This window comes from Actinoplanes sp. NPDC023936 (assembly GCF_040639325.1).
Taxonomy (GTDB): domain Bacteria; phylum Actinomycetota; class Actinomycetes; order Mycobacteriales; family Micromonosporaceae; genus Actinoplanes.
On the sequence record NZ_JBEZZR010000001.1, the window covers coordinates 137,499 to 153,751 of the forward strand.

Here is a 16,253-nt window from a genome sequence, read left to right on the forward strand (position 1 = left end):
GATAGTCAGGAGTGCCAGACCCCTTGCGGTGGTAGGGCTGGCACTACCGACACACTGGCGGGCACGGGCCAGGATGAGGACATGGACTCGCGTGACTGGATACGGGACGGCGTCCGCGCCGTGGCCGGCGGTGTGCTCAGCGTGGCCCTGGCGATCACGAACATTCCGCTCTTCGTGCTGTTCGTGCTCTCGCTGGTGCTGACCCCGGTGCTCGGCATCGGTCTGGTGCTGCTGCCGCTGGTGACCGCGCTGATCCGGTTCCGGGCCCGGCTGTCGCGCCGGCTCGCGGCGACGTTCGGGATGCCGATCGCCCGCCCGTACCGGCCGGGGCCGCCGTCACGCGGCCTGCTCGTCCGGTACCGGTGGATCGTCACCGACCCGGCGACCTGGCGGGACTTCGCCTGGTTGCTCCCGGGCGCGGTGGCCGGGCTGGTGCTGGGCGTGCTGTCGCTCGCCGTGCCGCTCTACGGCATCGAGGGCATCGTGCTGCTGCCGCTCTGGATCTGGCTCGGCACCGGGGAGTACGGCTACGGCGTGGTCTGGCCGATCGAGACCGTCGGCCAGGGGTTCCTGTCGCTGCCGCAGGGCACCGTGATCCTGGCGATCGGGCTGGCGATGGCCCCCTACCTGCGGCGCGCCGACGCCTGGCTGACCCGGCTCTTCCTGGCGCCGACCCGCAACGCCGAGCTGCGCCTGCGCGTCAGCCACCTGACCACGACCCGCGCCGAGAACCTGGACTCGCAGGCGGCCGAGCTGCGCCGGATCGAACGGGACCTGCACGACGGCGCGCAGGCCCGGCTCGTCGCGCTCGGGATGACCATCGGGCTGGCCGAGGAGCTGGTCGACGCGGATCCGGCGATGGCCCGCAAGCTGCTCGCCGAGGCCCGCGAGACCAGCTCGGACGCCCTGGTCGAGCTGCGGCACCTGGTCCGCGGCATCCACCCGCCGGTGCTCGCCGAGCGGGGACTGGAAGGTGCGGTCCGGGCGCTGGCGATGGCCCTGCCGATCCCGACGAGCGTCGGCGCGGCGGTGGCCGGCCGGCTCGACACGCCGGTGGAGTCCGCCGCGTACTTCGCGGTCGCCGAGGTGCTGGCGAACGCGACCCGGCACAGCCTGGCGCACAGCGTCCAGGTGCAGCTCTGGCACAGCGACGGCATGCTCACCATGCGGGTCAGCGACGACGGCCTGGGCGGTGCCGACCCGGACGCCGGGACCGGCCTGCGGGGTATCGAACGCCGTCTCGCTGCCTTCGATGGCACGATGAGCCTGTCCAGCCCTCCGGGCGGACCGACCGTCGTGACCATGGAGCTGCCGTGCGCGTTGTCATCGCCGAAGATCTCGCCCTCCTCCGAGACGGCTTGACCAGGCTGCTGGAGGCGTACGACTTCGAGGTGGTGGCGGCGGTCGACAACGGACCGTCGCTGCTGCCGGCCCTGGTCGAGCAGAAACCCGACGTGGCGGTGGTGGACGTGCGGCTGCCGCCCACCTTCACCGACGAGGGCCTGCAGGCGGCGATCGCGGCCCGGGTGGCGGTGCCCGGCCTGCCGGTGCTCGTCCTCTCCCAGCACGTCGAGCCGCTCTACGCCCGCGAGCTGCTGAGCGACCGCAAGGGCGGGGTCGGATACCTGCTCAAGGACCGGGTCTCGCACGTGGCCCAGTTCATCGACGCGGTGCGCCGGGTGGCCGCCGGTGGCACAGCGATGGACCCCGAGGTGGTGTCCCAGCTGCTGGCCCGGCACCAGCCGCTGGCCGCGCTGACCGCCCGCGAGCGGGAGGTGCTCGGGCTGATGGCCGAGGGCCGGTCGAACGGGGCGATCGCCGGGAAGCTCTTCATCGGGGAGAAAGCGGTCAGCAAGCACATCAGCAGCATCTTCACGAAACTGGGACTGCCGCCCTCGGACGACGATCACCGCCGGGTGCTGGCGGTGCTGGCGTACCTCAACGTCTGAGCCCGCTCCGGTAGGTTGCGGACATGACATTGCAGCGAAAGTTGTCGATCCCAGCCCTAGCTCTCGTCATGCTCGGCAGCACCGGTTTCACCCCGGGCCCGGGTCTCTCCTGGCAGCTCACCGACACCGGGTCCACCGCCCGGTTCCGCGGGCTCGCCCCGGTCAGCTCCACTGTCGCCTGGGCCGCGGGCTCGGCCGGAACCGTGCTGCGGACGATCGACGGTGGTCGCTCCTGGTCCTCGGTGGGCCCGGCGGACGCGGCCGCGCTGCAGTTCCGCGACATCGAGGCGTTCGACGCGCGCACCGCCGTCGCCCTCACCATCGGCGCCGGCGAGGAGTCCCGGGTGTACCGGACCTCGGACGGCGGCCGGACCTGGAGCGAGTCGTTCCGCAACACCGACCCGGTCGCGTTCTACGACTGCCTCGACTTCTCCGGCCGCCGGAACGGGCTGGCCCTCTCCGACCCGGTCGACGGGAAGTTCCGGATCCTCGCCACCCGCGACGGCGGCCGTACCTGGCAGGTCCGGCCGACCGGCGGCATGCCGGCCGCGCTGCCCGGCGAGTTCGCGTTCGCCGCCAGCGGCACGTGCCTGGTCACGCAGGGGCGTCACGCCTGGTTCGCGACCGGCGGCGCGTCCGTCTCGCGGGTCTTCGCCTCCCATGACGGCGGCCGCAGCTGGTCGGTCAGCGAGACGCCGATCCCGGGCGGGCCGAGCGCCGGCGTCTACGGCCTGGCGTTCCGCGACGGGCGGCAGGGGCTCGCGGTCGGCGGCGACTACGTGACCCCGGCGGCCGCCCCGGACGGCTCGGCGGTCAGCCGGGACGGCGGCCGGCGCTGGACCGTGTCCCGCACGGTGCCGGGCGAGTACCGCTCCGGCGTCGCGTGGACCGGGCGCGGGGGTGCCGCGCTGGCGGTCGGCCCCACCGGCAGCGACGTCTCGTTCGACGGCGGGGTCAGCTGGCGGCGATTCGACGCGGGCAGCTTCGACGCGGTCGCCTGCGCCCCGGACGGTTCCTGCTGGGCCTCCGGAGAAGCCGGCCGCATCGCCCGTCTGAGGCGCTGACCCCGCTCCCCGCCCGGCGTGGGGGCCACGCCTGCGTGTGGAGTTGGGGTGCGGTGCGCGCCCGATTTCCACACGCGGGGTGTCCCCACGGCTGTGTGGAGTTGGGGTGCGGTGCGCGCCCGATTTCCACACGCGGGGTGTCCCCACGGCTGCGTGTGGCGTTGGGGTGCGGAGCGCGCCCGATTTCCACACGCGGGGTGGGGTTTGGGCCTGCGTGGGGATCTCGGGTCAAGGGGACGCGCGCCCGCGATGTGTGGCACGGCACTGATCGGCGGGATGAAGCCTGCCGGAAACACGGGCGTACCACAATATGGGATATGCAGTCTCCGCCGCAGCTCGCTGTCACCGTCGCCATCACCCGCCGTGTCGATCCGGCGCGGGCCGCCGAGATGGCAGCGTGGGTGCGGGCCGGCGCGTCGCTGGCCGAGACGTTCCCCGGATTCCTCGGCACCGGGTGGGTACGGCCCGAGGTCGGCTCGTCCGAGTGGCACATGCTCTACCGCTTCGCCGACGCCGAGGCCCTGCACGACTGGGAGGAGTCCGAGCAGCGCCGCTGGTGGCTCTCCTCGGCCGAGGGCTTCGTCGAGCACACCCGGGTGGAGCGCCGGACCGGGATCGAGGGCTGGTTCGACCCGCCGCGTGAGCTGGCGATCGACGAGCCGGGCCCGGCCCCGGCCGCACCGCCGCGCTGGAAGCAGGCGGTCACCATCTGGCTCGGGTTCTTCCCGGTCAGCCTGCTCTCCGCGTACCTGCTGACGCCGCACCTGGGCGCGCTGAACACGGTGCTGAAGACGCTCGTCAGCACGCTGGTGCTGACACCGATCATGACCTATCTCGTGCTGCCGAGGGTGACCCGGTTGCTGCAATCCTGGCTCAAGCGCTAACCGAGCAGGGCCCGCAGGCGCAGCGTGTCCGAAACCGTCCAGCCCGGCGGCGGGGCGAGCGCGGCCCACCCGTCGACCGTTTCGGACTTGTAGACGTGACCGTGGCCGGTCGGCGCCTTGTTCGCGAAGAGCAGGTCGCACGAGGTCTGCCAGAACGTCACGCCCGGGTACCAGTGCATGTCCGGTGTGACGTCCGGGCCGCGCTTGCCGGTCAGCCACTCCGGCTTCTTCCAGAACAGATCCCAGCTCCACCAGACCACCGGGTCCGTCGCGTTCTGCAGGTAGACCACTTTCGGCCGGGTGCCGGTGGGCGCGCGCAGGGTCGCCGCGTTCTCCGCGAACTCGATCGGCAGGTCCGGGTAGACCGGGTCCCAGACCGGGCTGCCGGCGGCACGCTCCTCGGTCAGCTGCCGGTGCACCGGGTTCGCGAAGGTCGGCCCGAGCAGGAGCGCGCCGTCCGAGCCGCCGGCCAGGGCGGCCGCCGAGCCGAACGCTTTCTCCAGGCCGTAGGTGCCCAGGCTCTCGCCGAAGAGCAGCAGCTTGGGCCGGGTCGTCGCGGGCATCGCGGCCCACCTGCCGCGCACCGCGTCGATCAGCGCGGTCGCGCTGCCGGCCACGTCCGACCGGTCGCCCCAGAACGAGATCCAGCTCGGCATGTAGGAGTACTGCATGGAGATCAGGGCGGTGTCGCCGGCGTACATGTACTCCAGTGAGCGGGTGACCTTGTTGTCCACCCAGCCGGTGCCGGTGGGCGTGACGATCGCGATCACCGCACGGTCGAACGCGCCGGTGCGGTCCATCTCGCGGACCGCCAGCGCGGCCCGCTCCTCGACGGTGTCCGCCGAGGTCAGACCGGCGTAGACCCGGATCGGCTCGCGCGCCGGCCGGCCGGCGAACGCGGTCAGCTCCGCGGTGCTCGGCGCGCCGGCGACGAACGCCCGGCCCTGCCGGCCCAGCGAGTCCCAGGCCACCAGCGACCGGGGGCCGCCGGAGCGCAGCGACGACGTCGGCACCAGGACGCCGGTGCCGGTGCCGCTGTTGACCACCGCCGCGGACCGGTCGGCCATCGTGAACAGCTGCGCCATCACCAGGCCGTCCAGCGCGCTGTAGCTGAGCAGCGCGACCACCACGGTGCCCGCGCAGTAGGCCGCGCGATTCGGGACGACCTGCCGGAAGACCAGCGCACAGCCGTGGGTGGCGAGCCGCAGGCTGCGCGCGACGAGCAGGATCACGGCGAACGTGAGCAGGCCGGCGCCGAGGGTGCGGAAGACGTCGTGCTCCTGCGCCTGCGGCATGCCGAGCCGCACCCGCAGCTCGCGCTGCCACCGGGTGCCCAGCCAGAGAAAGAACAGGAACAGCAGGGGTACGAGGGAGAACAGCGCCCGCCACGCGAGGCGAACCGTCCGTTCGCTGAACCGCAGCCGCACCCGGACCAGCGCGCCGATCGCGGTGCCCAGCGCGTAACCCGTCGCCGCGGTGATGCCGGCGACCACACCCTGCAGGAACCAGGCGCGGGGGAGCAGCGAAGGGGTGAAGGCGAGGCAGAAGAAGACGGCGGCGAACGCGGCGCCGGTGAGGGTGAGGCCGGTCCGGACGATCCGCCGGCCCTTCGGCGCACCCTGAACCTTCGGCGCACCCTGAACCTTCGGCACACCCCCGTCGGGCGGAGGCGCCTGGCCCTCCGGTGATCGCCGGGGCGCCGGGATCCGGGCACGGAGCGGGGTGAGCCACCCGGGAGGCGACGCGACCACCTGTCTGCGCATGCGGTGCTCCGTTCATCGACGACGCACTGTTGCCTCCCCATCATCGTGGGTCGATGACCGGAAGCGCCGCCCCCTTTTCCCCGAGTTCTCCCCTGGCGAAGCCCCTAGGTGGGATTCGTTCAGTCCGTGTTCGGTCTGCCGATCAGATGCGCCGAGGAGGGACACCAATGCGCCTGCGTAACTGGATCGCGGTGGTGGTCAGCGTGCTTCTGCTGGCCGCCGCCGGAGTGATCGGCTTTCTGGTGAACCGGTCGGCGCTGCGCGCGGCCGACACGGTGCACCGGGCGGACAGCAGTGCCCTCGGAACGAACAACGGCACGCTCACCGGCCAGCTGCAGGTGAACTCGGCCGCCGAGCTCTCCTCGATCCTCGCCGCGCACCCCCTGGACCTGGGCCGGAACAACGCGGCGGATCGGGGCGCCCTCACGGCCGCTGCCGCGAAGAGCACGACGTTCCAGTACGGCCTGCTCACCGCCGACATGGACGGCAACGTGCTCACCGCGAGCCGCAAGTCGGGGCTGCCGCCCGCCGGCGACGCCGGCTGGGCGCCGATGAGGGCCCAGCTGGCGCAGGGGCAGGCCGGGTTCTCCAGCGTGATGACCGTGAACGGGACCGCGCTGGCCGCCGTGGCCGTGCCGGTCCAGGTCAACGACTCGGTGATCGGTTACCTGATCGGCCTCAACCAGGTCGAGAAGACCTCGCTGCAGACCTACCTCGTTCGGCTCTCCACCCAGGCGCACCAGACCGTCGTGGTGGACAGCGCCGGCGTGGTCGGGGCGTCCAGCGACAGGACCCTGATCGGCACCCGGATCGATCCGGCGGTCCGCGCCGAGCTGGGCGCCGACGGAGTGCGGTTCGTCGAGTACAGGTCGGGCAAGACCGACATGATCGCGATCGTCTACGGCGGCCTGCCCAGCGGCTGGTCCTACGTGCGGACGCAGACCAAGTCCTCGTTCGACGGTGTGGTGCACGCCCGCAGTCAGACCCTGAACCTGACGCTTCTCGCGATGCTGCTGATCGGGGTGGCCGGCATCTCGGTGCTCGGCTACCGCACCCAGGTGCAGCGGCGCCGGGCCGACGAGCGGTTCCAGGCGCTCATCCAGCACGCGCCGGACCTGGTCTCGGTGCTCGACGGCCGGGGCCGGATCGTGTTCAGCAGCCCGAGCTCGCAGGCCGTGCTCGGCTTCAAGACCGGCGCGCTGATCGGGCACAGCGTCTTCGAACTGGTTCACCCGGACGACGAGCCGGAGATGCGCGAGCGGCTCAGCCGGCTGCTCGACGAGCCGGACGGCGCGATCCGGCTGCAGTGCCGGATCCGCTCGGCCGACGGCGAATACCGGTGGTTCGACTTCACCGCCTCGAATCAGCTGCACAATCCGTCGCTGGACGGCGTGGTGATCAACGCACGGGACGTGTCCGAGACCAAGGCCTTCCACGAGCGGCTGGCGCACGAGGCGCAGCACGACCCGCTCACCGGCCTGCCGAACCGGCGGCGGATGCAGGACGCGCTGGGCTCGTCGCTGTCGGACGCCCCGGTCGCGGTGCTCTTCGTGGACCTGGACGGGTTCAAGCCGGTCAACGACGCGTACGGGCACGAGGTCGGCGACGAACTGCTGCGTCAGGTGGCGGACCGGCTCGCCGCGTGCGTCCGGGAGACCGATGTGCTCTCCCGGGTGGGCGGCGACGAGTTCGTGGTGCTGATGCCCGGCGTGCTGTCGGAGAAGGACGCGGCGACGATGAGCGGCCGGATCCGATACGTCCTGGAGCTGCCGTTCCGGATCGCCGGACAGGAGATCCGGATCGGCGCGAGCATCGGCGTGCACCTCGCGCCGGCGGCCGAGAACCCGGATGCCGCGCTGCGCGCCGCGGACCACGCGATGTACGCGGTCAAGCACGCCGGCGGCGGTCGCCGGGTGGGTGGCGAGCACGGCCGGGTGGGCAGGCACCGCGCGTCGGGCTGAACTTAGTGCACACTGTGTGCAAGGAGTTTTCCGACGAACGGTGGTGGCAGCGGTGTCCAAGGTGCTCTCCCAGCGAGATCTCGCGTTCCTGCTCTACGAATGGCTCGATGTGGAGTCGCTGACCGCGCGGGAGCGGTTCGCCGACCACTCCCGGGAGACGTTCGACGCGTTCCTGGAGGTCTCCCAGCAGATCGCCGAGCGCGATTTCGCGCCGCACAACCGGAAGAACGACCTCAACGAGCCGACGTTCGACGGCGAGCGGGTGGAGATCATCCCGGAGGTGGCGAAGGCGCTGAAGGTCTTCGCCGAGTCCGGGCTGATCGCCGGGACCGTGGACGCCGAGCACGGCGGGCTGCAACTGCCGCTCGTGGTGCAGCGGGCCTGTTTCCTCTGGTTCCAGGCCGCGAACACCGGCACCAGCTCGTACGCGATGCTCACCTCGGCGAACGCGCATCTGCTGCTGGCGCACGGCACCGAGGAACAGATCACCCGGTTCGTCCATCCGATGCTGGAGGGCCGGTTCACCGGCACCATGTGCCTGTCCGAGCCGCAGGCCGGATCGTCGCTGTCGGACGTGACGACGAAGGCGGTCCGGGACGGCGAGAACTACCGGATCACCGGCAGCAAGATGTGGATCTCGGCCGGCGACCACGAGCTCAGCGAGAACATCATCCACCTGGTGCTGGCCCGGGTCGCGGGCGCGCCGGCCGGCGTGAAGGGCCTGTCGCTCTTCATCGTGCCGAAGAAGAACCTGGACACCGGCGAGCGCAACGGCGTCACCCTGGCCGGGCTCAACCACAAGATGGGATACCGCGGGACCACCAACACGGTGCTCGCCTTCGACGACGCGACCGGGTACCTGGTGGGCGAGGAGGGCCGCGGCCTCCAGTACATGTTCCACATGATGAACGAGGCGCGGATCGGCGTCGGGGCCGGCGCGGTCGCCCTCGGCTACACCGGGTACCTGCACGCGCTCGACTACGCCAAGGAGCGCACCCAGGGCCGGCCGGTCGCCGGCAAGGACCCGCTGGCGCCCGCGGTGCCGATCATTCAACACCCGGATGTACGGCGGATGCTGCTCGCCTCCAAGTCGTACGTCGAGGGCGGTCTCGCGCTGATCCTCTACGCCGCGAAGCTGGTCGACGAGTCGTCGGAGGAGAACGACCTGCTCCTCGACGTGCTCACCCCGATCGTCAAGGCGTGGCCGTCGCAGTGGTGCCGGCTCGCCGACGATCACGCCATCCAGGTCCACGGCGGGTACGGCTACACCCGCGAGTACCCGGTCGAGCAGTTCTACCGGGACAACCGGCTCAACTCGATCCACGAGGGCACCGACGGGATCCAGGCGCTCGACCTGCTGGGCCGCAAGGTGACCATGAAGGGTGGGGCGGGACTGGGCCTGCTGCTGGATCGGATCCGGGCGACCGCTTCGGCCGTACCCAATGATCTGGGAAGGCCGGTGGCGGAGGCAGCCGATCGCCTGGCACGGACCACAGCGAAGCTGTGGGCCTCGGGGGACGCGGAGCGGGCGCTGGCGAACGCGACGGCGTATCTCGACGCCGCGGGGCATCTCGTGGTCGCCTGGATCTGGCTGGAGCAGTGGCGTGCCGCGGACGGCAAGGAGGGCGACTTCTACGAGGGCAAACGCCTGGCCGCGCGGTATTTCGTGACCCATGAGCTGCCCCGGATCTCCCCGATGCTGGACCTGCTGGAGTCGGGCGACACTCTTCTTCTGGACATGAAGGAGGCCTGGCTCGGCTAGGTTTCATGACATGGCCGGTAAAGCCTCTGTAGGTAGAGCAACTGTCATCGAAGTCGGCGACTACGACGTCCGGGTCTCCAACCCGGACCGGATCTACTTCCCGGAGCTCGGCGCCACCAAGCTCGACCTGGTCGAGTACTACCTGGCGGTCAGCGACGGGATCGTCCGCGCGCTCCGCGAGCGGCCCTGCATGCTGCACCGCTTCCCGGACGGGCTGGCCGGGGAGAAGGTGCACCAGAAACGGGTGCCGAACGGCGCGCCGCCCTGGCTGGAGACGGTCCGGGTGACCTTCCCGCGCTACCACCGGCACGCCGACGAGCTCTGCGTGACCAAGCCGGCCGACGTGATCTGGGCCGTGCAGATGTCCACCGTGGAGTTCCATCCGTGGAACTCCCGGCGGGCGGACACCGAGAAACCGGACGAGTGGCGGATCGACCTGGACCCGATGCCGGACTGCCCGTTCGGCACGGTCCGCAAGGTGGCCGGGGTGGTCCACGAGGTGCTCGACGAGCTGGGGATCACCGGTTACCCGAAGACGTCCGGCGGCAAGGGGCTGCACGTCTACGTCCGGATCGAGCCGCGCTGGGGGTTCTCGGAGGTCCGCCGGGCGGCCCTCGCGTTCGCCCGCGAGGTGGAGAAACGGGTGCCGGACGAGGTGACCACCACCTGGTGGCGCAAGGACCGGGACCCGGCGTCGCTCTTCATCGACTACAATCAGAACGCGCGGGACCACACCATCGCCAGCGCGTACTCGGTGCGCGGCGTCCCCTCGGCCACCGTCTCCACCCCGGTGCGCTGGGACGAGATCCCGGACGTGGAGCCGCAGGACCTGACGATCCGGACCGTGCCGGCCCGCTTCGCCGAGCTCGGCGACCTGCACGCGACGATCGACGATCAAGCGTTCTCCCTGGACACGCTGCTGGAGTGGGCCGACCGGGAAGGTTTATCGACTGATGACGATGGGTAGGGCGCTGCGATGGCCCTGCTCTCCGCGCTAGACCGCGAGCACACCATTGCTCCGCCGGGGTACAGCCGCTGGCTCATCCCGCCCGCCGCGCTCTCGGTTCACCTGTGCATCGGCCAGGTGTACGCGACAAGCGTCTACAAGAACTCCCTGGTCCAGCACTTCGACACCAGTCAGACAGCGATCGGCGTCATCTTCAGCATCGCGATCGTGATGCTGGGCCTCTCGGCCGCGGTCGGCGGAACCTGGGTGGAGGCGAACGGCCCGCGCAAGGCGATGTTCGTGTCCGCCTCGTTCTGGGCGTCCGGCTTCCTGATCGGCGCGCTCGGCATCGCGACCACCCAGCTCTGGCTGCTCTACCTGGGGTACGGCGTGCTCGGCGGGATCGGGCTGGGCATCGGGTACATCTCGCCGGTCTCCACGCTGATCAAGTGGTTCCCGGACCGGCCCGGCCTCGCCACCGGTCTGGCGATCATGGGATTCGGCGGCGGCGCGCTGATCGCCGGGCCGCTCTCCCGGCAGCTCATGTCGTTCTACGACAGCGGCTACGACCCGAACGTCGCGACCTCGGTGGCCGACGGCAGCGCGCTGACCGCGCTCTTCCTCACCCTGGGCATCGGTTACTTCCTGATCATGATGTTCGGCGTGATCAATATCCGGGTGCCCGCTTCTGATTGGTCCCCGGCAGGGTGGGACCCCGCTTCGGTACGGGAGAAGCCGCTGGTCACGACCGCACAGGTCGCGGCGGCGAACGCGATTCGGACCCGTGCCTTCTGGCTGCTCTGGATCGTGCTGTTCTGCAACGTCACGGCCGGCATCGGCATCCTGGAACAGGCCAGCCCGATGATCCAGGACTTCTTCCGGGAGGACGGCGTCTCCAGCGTCGCGGTCTCCGCGGCGGCCGGTTTCGTCGGCGTGCTGTCACTGTTCAACATGGCCGGCCGGTTCGTCTGGTCGTCGACGTCCGACCTGATCGGCCGCAGGCCGATCTACATGCTCTACCTCGGCGGCGGCATGATCCTGTACGCGCTGCTGGCCACCGTCGGCCCCGCGGCGACCGCGCTGTTCGTCCTGCTGGCCGGGGTGATCCTGTCGTTCTACGGCGGCGGGTTCGCCACGATTCCGGCCTATCTGCGGGACCTGTTCGGCACCTATCAGGTCGGGGCGATCCACGGCCGGCTGCTGACCGCCTGGTCCGCGGCCGGGGTGGCCGGACCGCTGATCATCAACGGGTTCCTGGACGCGCAGGGCAAGCCGGGGACGCTGACGGCGGACGCCTACCGGCCGGCGCTGTTCACCATGGTCGCGCTGCTGGCCGTCGGGTTCGCCGCGAACCTGCTGGTGCGCCCGGTGCCCTCGAAGTACCACGAGCCCGCCATGAAAGAGGAGGTGCAGGCGGCATGAGGCTCTTCGTCTCCTGGGCGCTGGTCAGCGTGCTGCTCGGTTACGGGATCATCCAGACGGTCATCACGGCGTCGAAGCTGTTTCAGTAGCCGGCCCTGCCGGCAGTCGACTCCCGCACGATCAGTCTGTGCGGGGCCCGCAGCTCCAGGCCGGGCGGTGGGGTGGCGCTGCCGATCCGCAGCAGCAGGCGCTCCACCGCAGTGGTCGCTATCCACTCCTTGTCCGGCGAGATCGTGGTGACGGTCGGGTTCGAGTACCGGCCGTCCTCGATGTCGTCGTAACCGATCACCGCGACGTCCTCGGGCACCCGCAGCCCGCGCGCGAGGATCGTGTGGATCGCGCCGAGAGCGACCAGGTCGCTGTAGCAGAAGACCGCGTCCGGCGGGTTCTCCCGGTCGAGCAGGTCGGCCATGGCGCGAGCGCCGTCCGGCCGGTTGAACCGCGGCGTGCCGATGATCAGATCTTCGTGCACCGGGCGGCCGCGGCCCTCGTGCGCCTGGCGGAATCCCCGGGTACGCAGTTGCGCCGCCTCCCCCGTCGCGTAGGGCTGGTCGCCTATCGCCGCCACCCGGCGCCGGCCCAGGTCGAGCAGATGCTCGGTGGCCTGCCGGGAGGCCGCCACGTCGTCGATGCCGACGTGGTCGAACGTGCCGTCGCTGGCCCGCTCGCCGAGGATGACGAGCGGGAGGGCCGGGTCCCGGTCGGCCAGGGCCTGCTGGTCGAGGCCGAGCGGGCTGAAGACGACCCCGTCGAAGAGCAGCCGCCGCGAGCCGTGGGCGATGAAGCCGCGCTCGTGCTCCGGGTCGCCGTCGGTCTGGTCGATCAGCACGTTGTACCCGCCTGCGCGGGCCGCCCGGATCACGCTCTGCAGCAGCTCGGCGAAGTAGGGCGTGTCCAGGTACGGCACCACCAGGGCGATCTGGCCGGACCGGCCCTGCGCCAGGTTCCGGGCCAGCACGTTGGGCCGGTAACCGAGCTCCTCGACGGCGCGCTGGACGCGGACACGGGTCCGCTCGGTGACGTTCGCGTACCCGTTGACCACGTTCGAGACGGTCCGGCTGGAAACACCAGCCAGCTCCGCCACGTCACGCAGAGTAACCTCCCGACGCAATGTGCCCCCCTTTGCGGCTTCCCGCGTGCGCCAAGTTTCCGGCAGGTTACCCCTTGCCGTCGATTGGACGTCCGTGCATGCTGTGTTTTGCAGCGCTGCAAAAGCGTAGCAACTCGTTCATACATGCAACGTGAATCAATGCAAACGTGAACTGACGCAACCGGAACCGATGCAACCGGAACCGATGGAACGTGAATGATGGCCGGTCGCGGTGTGCCAGCACCGCGAACCGGCCTTGACCCGACGCTTATCGACTGACTCTGTGAGGACCCAGTGAACGTCAGGAACTCTAGTCTAGGGCGGAAACTGCGCCGGTCGGCCGTGACGGTGGTCGCCACGCTGACCGCGGTGACCCTTGCCGCCTGCGGCGGTGGCGCGGACGAGGCGACCAAGGCCGACGGACCGGTCACGATCAAGGTCTGGGCGTGGTACCCGTCGTTCCAGGGCGTGGTCGACCTGTTCAACAAGACGCACACCGACATCAAGATCGAGTGGACGAACGCCGGCGCCGGCCAGGACCAGTACACCAAGCTGCAGACCGCGCTCAAGGCCGGCAAGGGCGCGCCCGACGTGGCGATGCTCGAGCTGCAGGAGATCCCCACCTTCCAGCTCACCAAGCACCTCGTCGACCTCGGCAAGTACGGCGCCAACGACGTCAAGTCCAACTACGTGGACTGGGCCTGGAAGCAGGTCAGCACCGGTGACTCGGTCTACGCCATCCCGGTCGACGCCGGGCCGATGGCGCTGCTCTACCGCGAGGACATCTTCCAGAAGTACGGCCTGACCGTGCCTGCGACCTGGGACGAGTACAAGGCGCAGGCCGAGAAGCTGAAGTCCGCCTCCGGTGGCAAGAGCTTCATCACCGACTTCGGCGCGAGCGACGGCGGCTTCCTGACCGGGCTGCAGTGGCAGGCCGGCGCCAAGCCCTACACCTACGACATCGCCGACCCGGGCACCATCTCGGTCGCCGTGAACAACGCGGAGACCAAGAAGGTCCTGACGTACTGGGAGGGCATGGTCAACGCCGGCCTCGCCGACACCACGGCGTACGGCACGACCGACTTCTACAACGGACTCGCGTCCGGGAAGTACGCCACCTACATCGCGGCCGGCTGGGGCCCCGGTTACCTGCAGAGCGTCGCCAAGACGACCTCGGGCAAGTGGCGTGCCGCACCGCTGCCGCAGTGGACCGCCGGCGCCGACGCGCAGGGCGACTGGGGCGGCTCGTCGTTCGCCGTGACCGACCAGACCAAGCACCCGGAGCAGGCCGCCACCGTGGCCAAGGAGATCTTCGGCGCCACGAACACCGACGCCTGGAAGATCGGCATCGACGAGGCGTACCTCTTCCCGACCGCCACCCCGATCCTGGAGTCGGACGCGTTCATGAAGAAGGAGTACGAGTTCTTCGGCGGCCAGAAGGTCAACGAGGTGTTCGTGCCGGCGTACAACGCGATCGGTGAGTTCGCCTGGAGCCCGTTCAACAGCTACAACTTCAACCAGCTGACCACCGGGCTGGGCCAGGCGATCGAGAAGAAGACGTCCTGGACCGCGGCGATCGACACGGCGCAGGCCAACATCGCCCAGTACGCCACCCAGCAGGGCTTCAAGGTTCAGTAATGACCGAGGTCCAGACGAAGTCCGCGGCTGCCGCTCCGGCGGCCGCGGGCCCCGCCCCGGCACCGGCGAACAAGCGGCGGCACTGGCGCGAGGCCGCCACCGGCTGGCTCTTCGTGCTCCCGTTCGCGGTGCTGCTCGTCGCGTTCCTGCTGCTACCGATGGGGTACGCGCTCAAGCTCAGCCTCTACCGGTCCACCCTGGTCGAGGGCGAGGTCTTCGCCTTCCTGGACAACTACCAGCAGGCGTTCGACGACCCGCTGGTCCGCGAGGGCGTGGTCCGGGTGCTGCTCTTCGGCCTGGTGCAGACCCCGCTGATGATCGGGATCGCGCTCGTCGCGGCGCTGCTGATCGACGGCGCGACGTCGCGGTTCTCCCGCGTGTTCCGGCTGGCGGCGTTCGTGCCGTACGCCGTACCCGTGGTGATCGGCACCTTGATGTGGGGTTTCCTCTACAGCAAGGAGACCGGGCCGCTCAGCTTCGACTTCCTCTCCAGCGGCGTGGTGCTCGGCTCGCTCGGCAACATCGTGACCTGGCAGTGGGCCGGCTACAACATGATCGTTCTGTACGCGGCGCTGCAGGGCCTGCCCAAGGAGGTCTACGAGTCGGCCCGGATCGACGGCGCCGGCGCGGTGCAGATCGCGCTCCGGATCAAGACGCCGATGATCGCCTCGGCGCTGATCCTCGCCACCCTCTTCACGATCATGGGGACGCTGCAGTTCTTCACCGAGCCGCTGATCCTCCAGCCGCTCAACCCGGGCGCGATCACCCAGCACTACACACCGAACCTGTACGCCTTCCACCAGGCGTTCTCGTTCCAGCAGTACAACTACTCGGCCGCGATCTCGTTCCTGCTCGGTGCGGTGGTCTTCGTCGGGTCGTACATCTTCCTGTTCGCCACCCGGAAGCGGAGCGCGCTGCGATGAAGGCTTCCCGAGGCTCGGTAGCGGCCCACGTCGTGATGGGCCTGATGGCCCTCTACTTCCTGCTGCCGTTCTGGTGGCTGCTGGTCGCCGCGACGAAGGACAACGACGGCCTGTTCGGCTCGGCGCCGCTCTGGTTCGCCGACTTCCACCTGATCGACAACCTGAAGCTGGTCTTCACACAGGAGAACGGCATCTATCTGACCTGGCTGCGCAACTCGGCGATGTACGCGGTGCTCAGCGGCATCGGCGCGACGATCGTCTCGGCGCTGGCCGGTTATGCGTTCGCCAAGCTGCGCTTCCCCGGCCGGGGTGCGCTCTTCGCCCTGCTGCTCGGCCTGATCATGGTGCCGGCCACCGCGCTGGTGCTGCCGACGTACCTGCTGATGGCCCAGCTGGACCTGGTGGACACGATCTGGGCGGTGATCCTGCCGTCGCTGCTCAACCCGTTCGGCGTCTACCTGCTGCGGGTCTACACCCACGACTCGATCCCGGACGAGATGCTGGAGGCGGCCCGGATCGACGGCGCCGGCGAGTTCCGGGTCTTCCGCAGCGTGGCCCTGCCGGCGATGCGGCCGGCCCTGGTCACCGTGCTGCTCTTCACGATGGTCGCGTCGTGGAACAACTTCTTCCTGCCGCTGGTGATGCTCAGCGACAACCAGCTCTACCCGCTCACCGTCGGCCTGCGGACCTGGTACATGTCGGCCACCATCGGCAACGGCGGAGCGGCGCTCTTCAACGTGATCGTGGCCGGTTCGCTGGTGGCCATCGTGCCCCTCATCGCGGCTTTCCTGCTGCTCCAGCGGCATTGGCGCGGTGGCCTCACCGTCGGCGCCGTCAAGTGACTCTCCTCT

At 70.1% G+C, this 16,253-nt stretch carries 13 protein-coding genes; 11 read left to right on the plus strand and 2 right to left on the minus strand.

The genetic code is table 11. The features are described from left to right. Positions 1-81 precede the first annotated feature (81 nt). The 4 genes from AB0F72_RS00665 (at position 82) to AB0F72_RS00680 (ending at position 3,897) form a co-directional block, all read left to right on the plus strand. A complete protein-coding gene (locus tag AB0F72_RS00665) occupies positions 82-1,362 on the plus strand; it encodes a sensor domain-containing protein (protein WP_360422884.1) in 1,281 nt (426 codons plus the stop codon). Then, a complete protein-coding gene (locus AB0F72_RS00670; RefSeq protein ID WP_360422887.1) occupies positions 1,314-1,949 on the plus strand; it encodes a response regulator transcription factor in 636 nt (211 codons plus the stop codon). Before AB0F72_RS00665 ends, AB0F72_RS00670 begins: the two co-directional genes overlap by 49 nt. Before the next feature lie 23 nt (positions 1,950-1,972). After that, positions 1,973-3,013, plus strand: coding sequence for an oxidoreductase (locus AB0F72_RS00675; protein ID WP_360422890.1), 1,041 nt, complete (start codon positions 1,973-1,975; stop codon positions 3,011-3,013). 317 nt (positions 3,014-3,330) lie between these two features. Next, positions 3,331-3,897: an antibiotic biosynthesis monooxygenase gene (locus AB0F72_RS00680; RefSeq protein WP_360422893.1), complete on the plus strand. Its 567-nt coding sequence runs from the start codon at positions 3,331-3,333 to the stop codon at positions 3,895-3,897. Here AB0F72_RS00680 and AB0F72_RS00685 read toward each other — a convergent pair. Further along, positions 3,894-5,660 carry an alpha/beta-hydrolase family protein gene (locus tag AB0F72_RS00685; protein ID WP_360422896.1) on the minus strand — a complete coding sequence of 589 codons (1,767 nt, stop codon included), beginning with the start codon at positions 5,658-5,660 and terminating at the stop codon, positions 3,894-3,896. The two genes, AB0F72_RS00680 and AB0F72_RS00685, sit on opposite strands and share 4 nt — an antisense overlap. 167 nt (positions 5,661-5,827) lie before the next feature. Here AB0F72_RS00685 and AB0F72_RS00690 point away from each other — a divergent pair, with 167 nt between their 5' ends. From AB0F72_RS00690 to AB0F72_RS00705, 4 genes are read left to right on the plus strand one after another with little or no spacing between them, the layout of a single operon-like run. Further along, entirely contained in the window at positions 5,828-7,621 is a 1,794-nt protein-coding gene (locus AB0F72_RS00690; RefSeq protein WP_360422899.1) for a sensor domain-containing diguanylate cyclase, read from the plus strand. A gap of 43 nt (positions 7,622-7,664) precedes the next feature. Then, complete coding sequence (locus tag AB0F72_RS00695; RefSeq protein WP_360423794.1) at positions 7,665-9,383, plus strand: acyl-CoA dehydrogenase; 1,719 nt, start codon at positions 7,665-7,667, stop codon at positions 9,381-9,383. 10 nt (positions 9,384-9,393) lie between these two features. Then, positions 9,394-10,350 carry a non-homologous end-joining DNA ligase gene (gene ligD / locus AB0F72_RS00700; protein ID WP_360422902.1) on the plus strand — a complete coding sequence of 319 codons (957 nt, stop codon included), beginning with the start codon at positions 9,394-9,396 and terminating at the stop codon, positions 10,348-10,350. A gap of 9 nt (positions 10,351-10,359) precedes the next feature. After that, positions 10,360-11,751 carry an OFA family MFS transporter gene (locus AB0F72_RS00705; RefSeq protein WP_360422905.1) on the plus strand — a complete coding sequence of 464 codons (1,392 nt, stop codon included), beginning with the start codon at positions 10,360-10,362 and terminating at the stop codon, positions 11,749-11,751. An 82-nt stretch (positions 11,752-11,833) separates the two neighbouring features. Here the strand turns inward: AB0F72_RS00705 and AB0F72_RS00710 are convergent, their stop codons facing one another. Further along, positions 11,834-12,862, minus strand: a complete 1,029-nt coding sequence (locus AB0F72_RS00710; RefSeq protein ID WP_360422908.1) for a LacI family DNA-binding transcriptional regulator — start codon at positions 12,860-12,862, stop codon at positions 11,834-11,836. Positions 12,863-13,183: 321 nt separating this feature from the next. On the opposite strand from AB0F72_RS00710, the gene AB0F72_RS00715 reads away from it, so the two are divergent. The 3 genes from AB0F72_RS00715 to AB0F72_RS00725 are packed head-to-tail and all read left to right on the plus strand — an operon-like array spanning position 13,184 to position 16,244. Further along, complete coding sequence (locus AB0F72_RS00715; protein WP_360422911.1) at positions 13,184-14,479, plus strand: extracellular solute-binding protein; 1,296 nt, start codon at positions 13,184-13,186, stop codon at positions 14,477-14,479. Beyond that, positions 14,479-15,402, plus strand: a complete 924-nt coding sequence (locus AB0F72_RS00720; protein ID WP_360422914.1) for a sugar ABC transporter permease — start codon at positions 14,479-14,481, stop codon at positions 15,400-15,402. The genes AB0F72_RS00715 and AB0F72_RS00720 overlap by 1 nt, the downstream gene beginning before the upstream one ends. Then, complete coding sequence (locus AB0F72_RS00725; RefSeq protein ID WP_360422917.1) at positions 15,399-16,244, plus strand: carbohydrate ABC transporter permease; 846 nt, start codon at positions 15,399-15,401, stop codon at positions 16,242-16,244. The genes AB0F72_RS00720 and AB0F72_RS00725 overlap by 4 nt, the downstream gene beginning before the upstream one ends. The last annotated feature ends 9 nt before the right edge of the window (positions 16,245-16,253 follow it).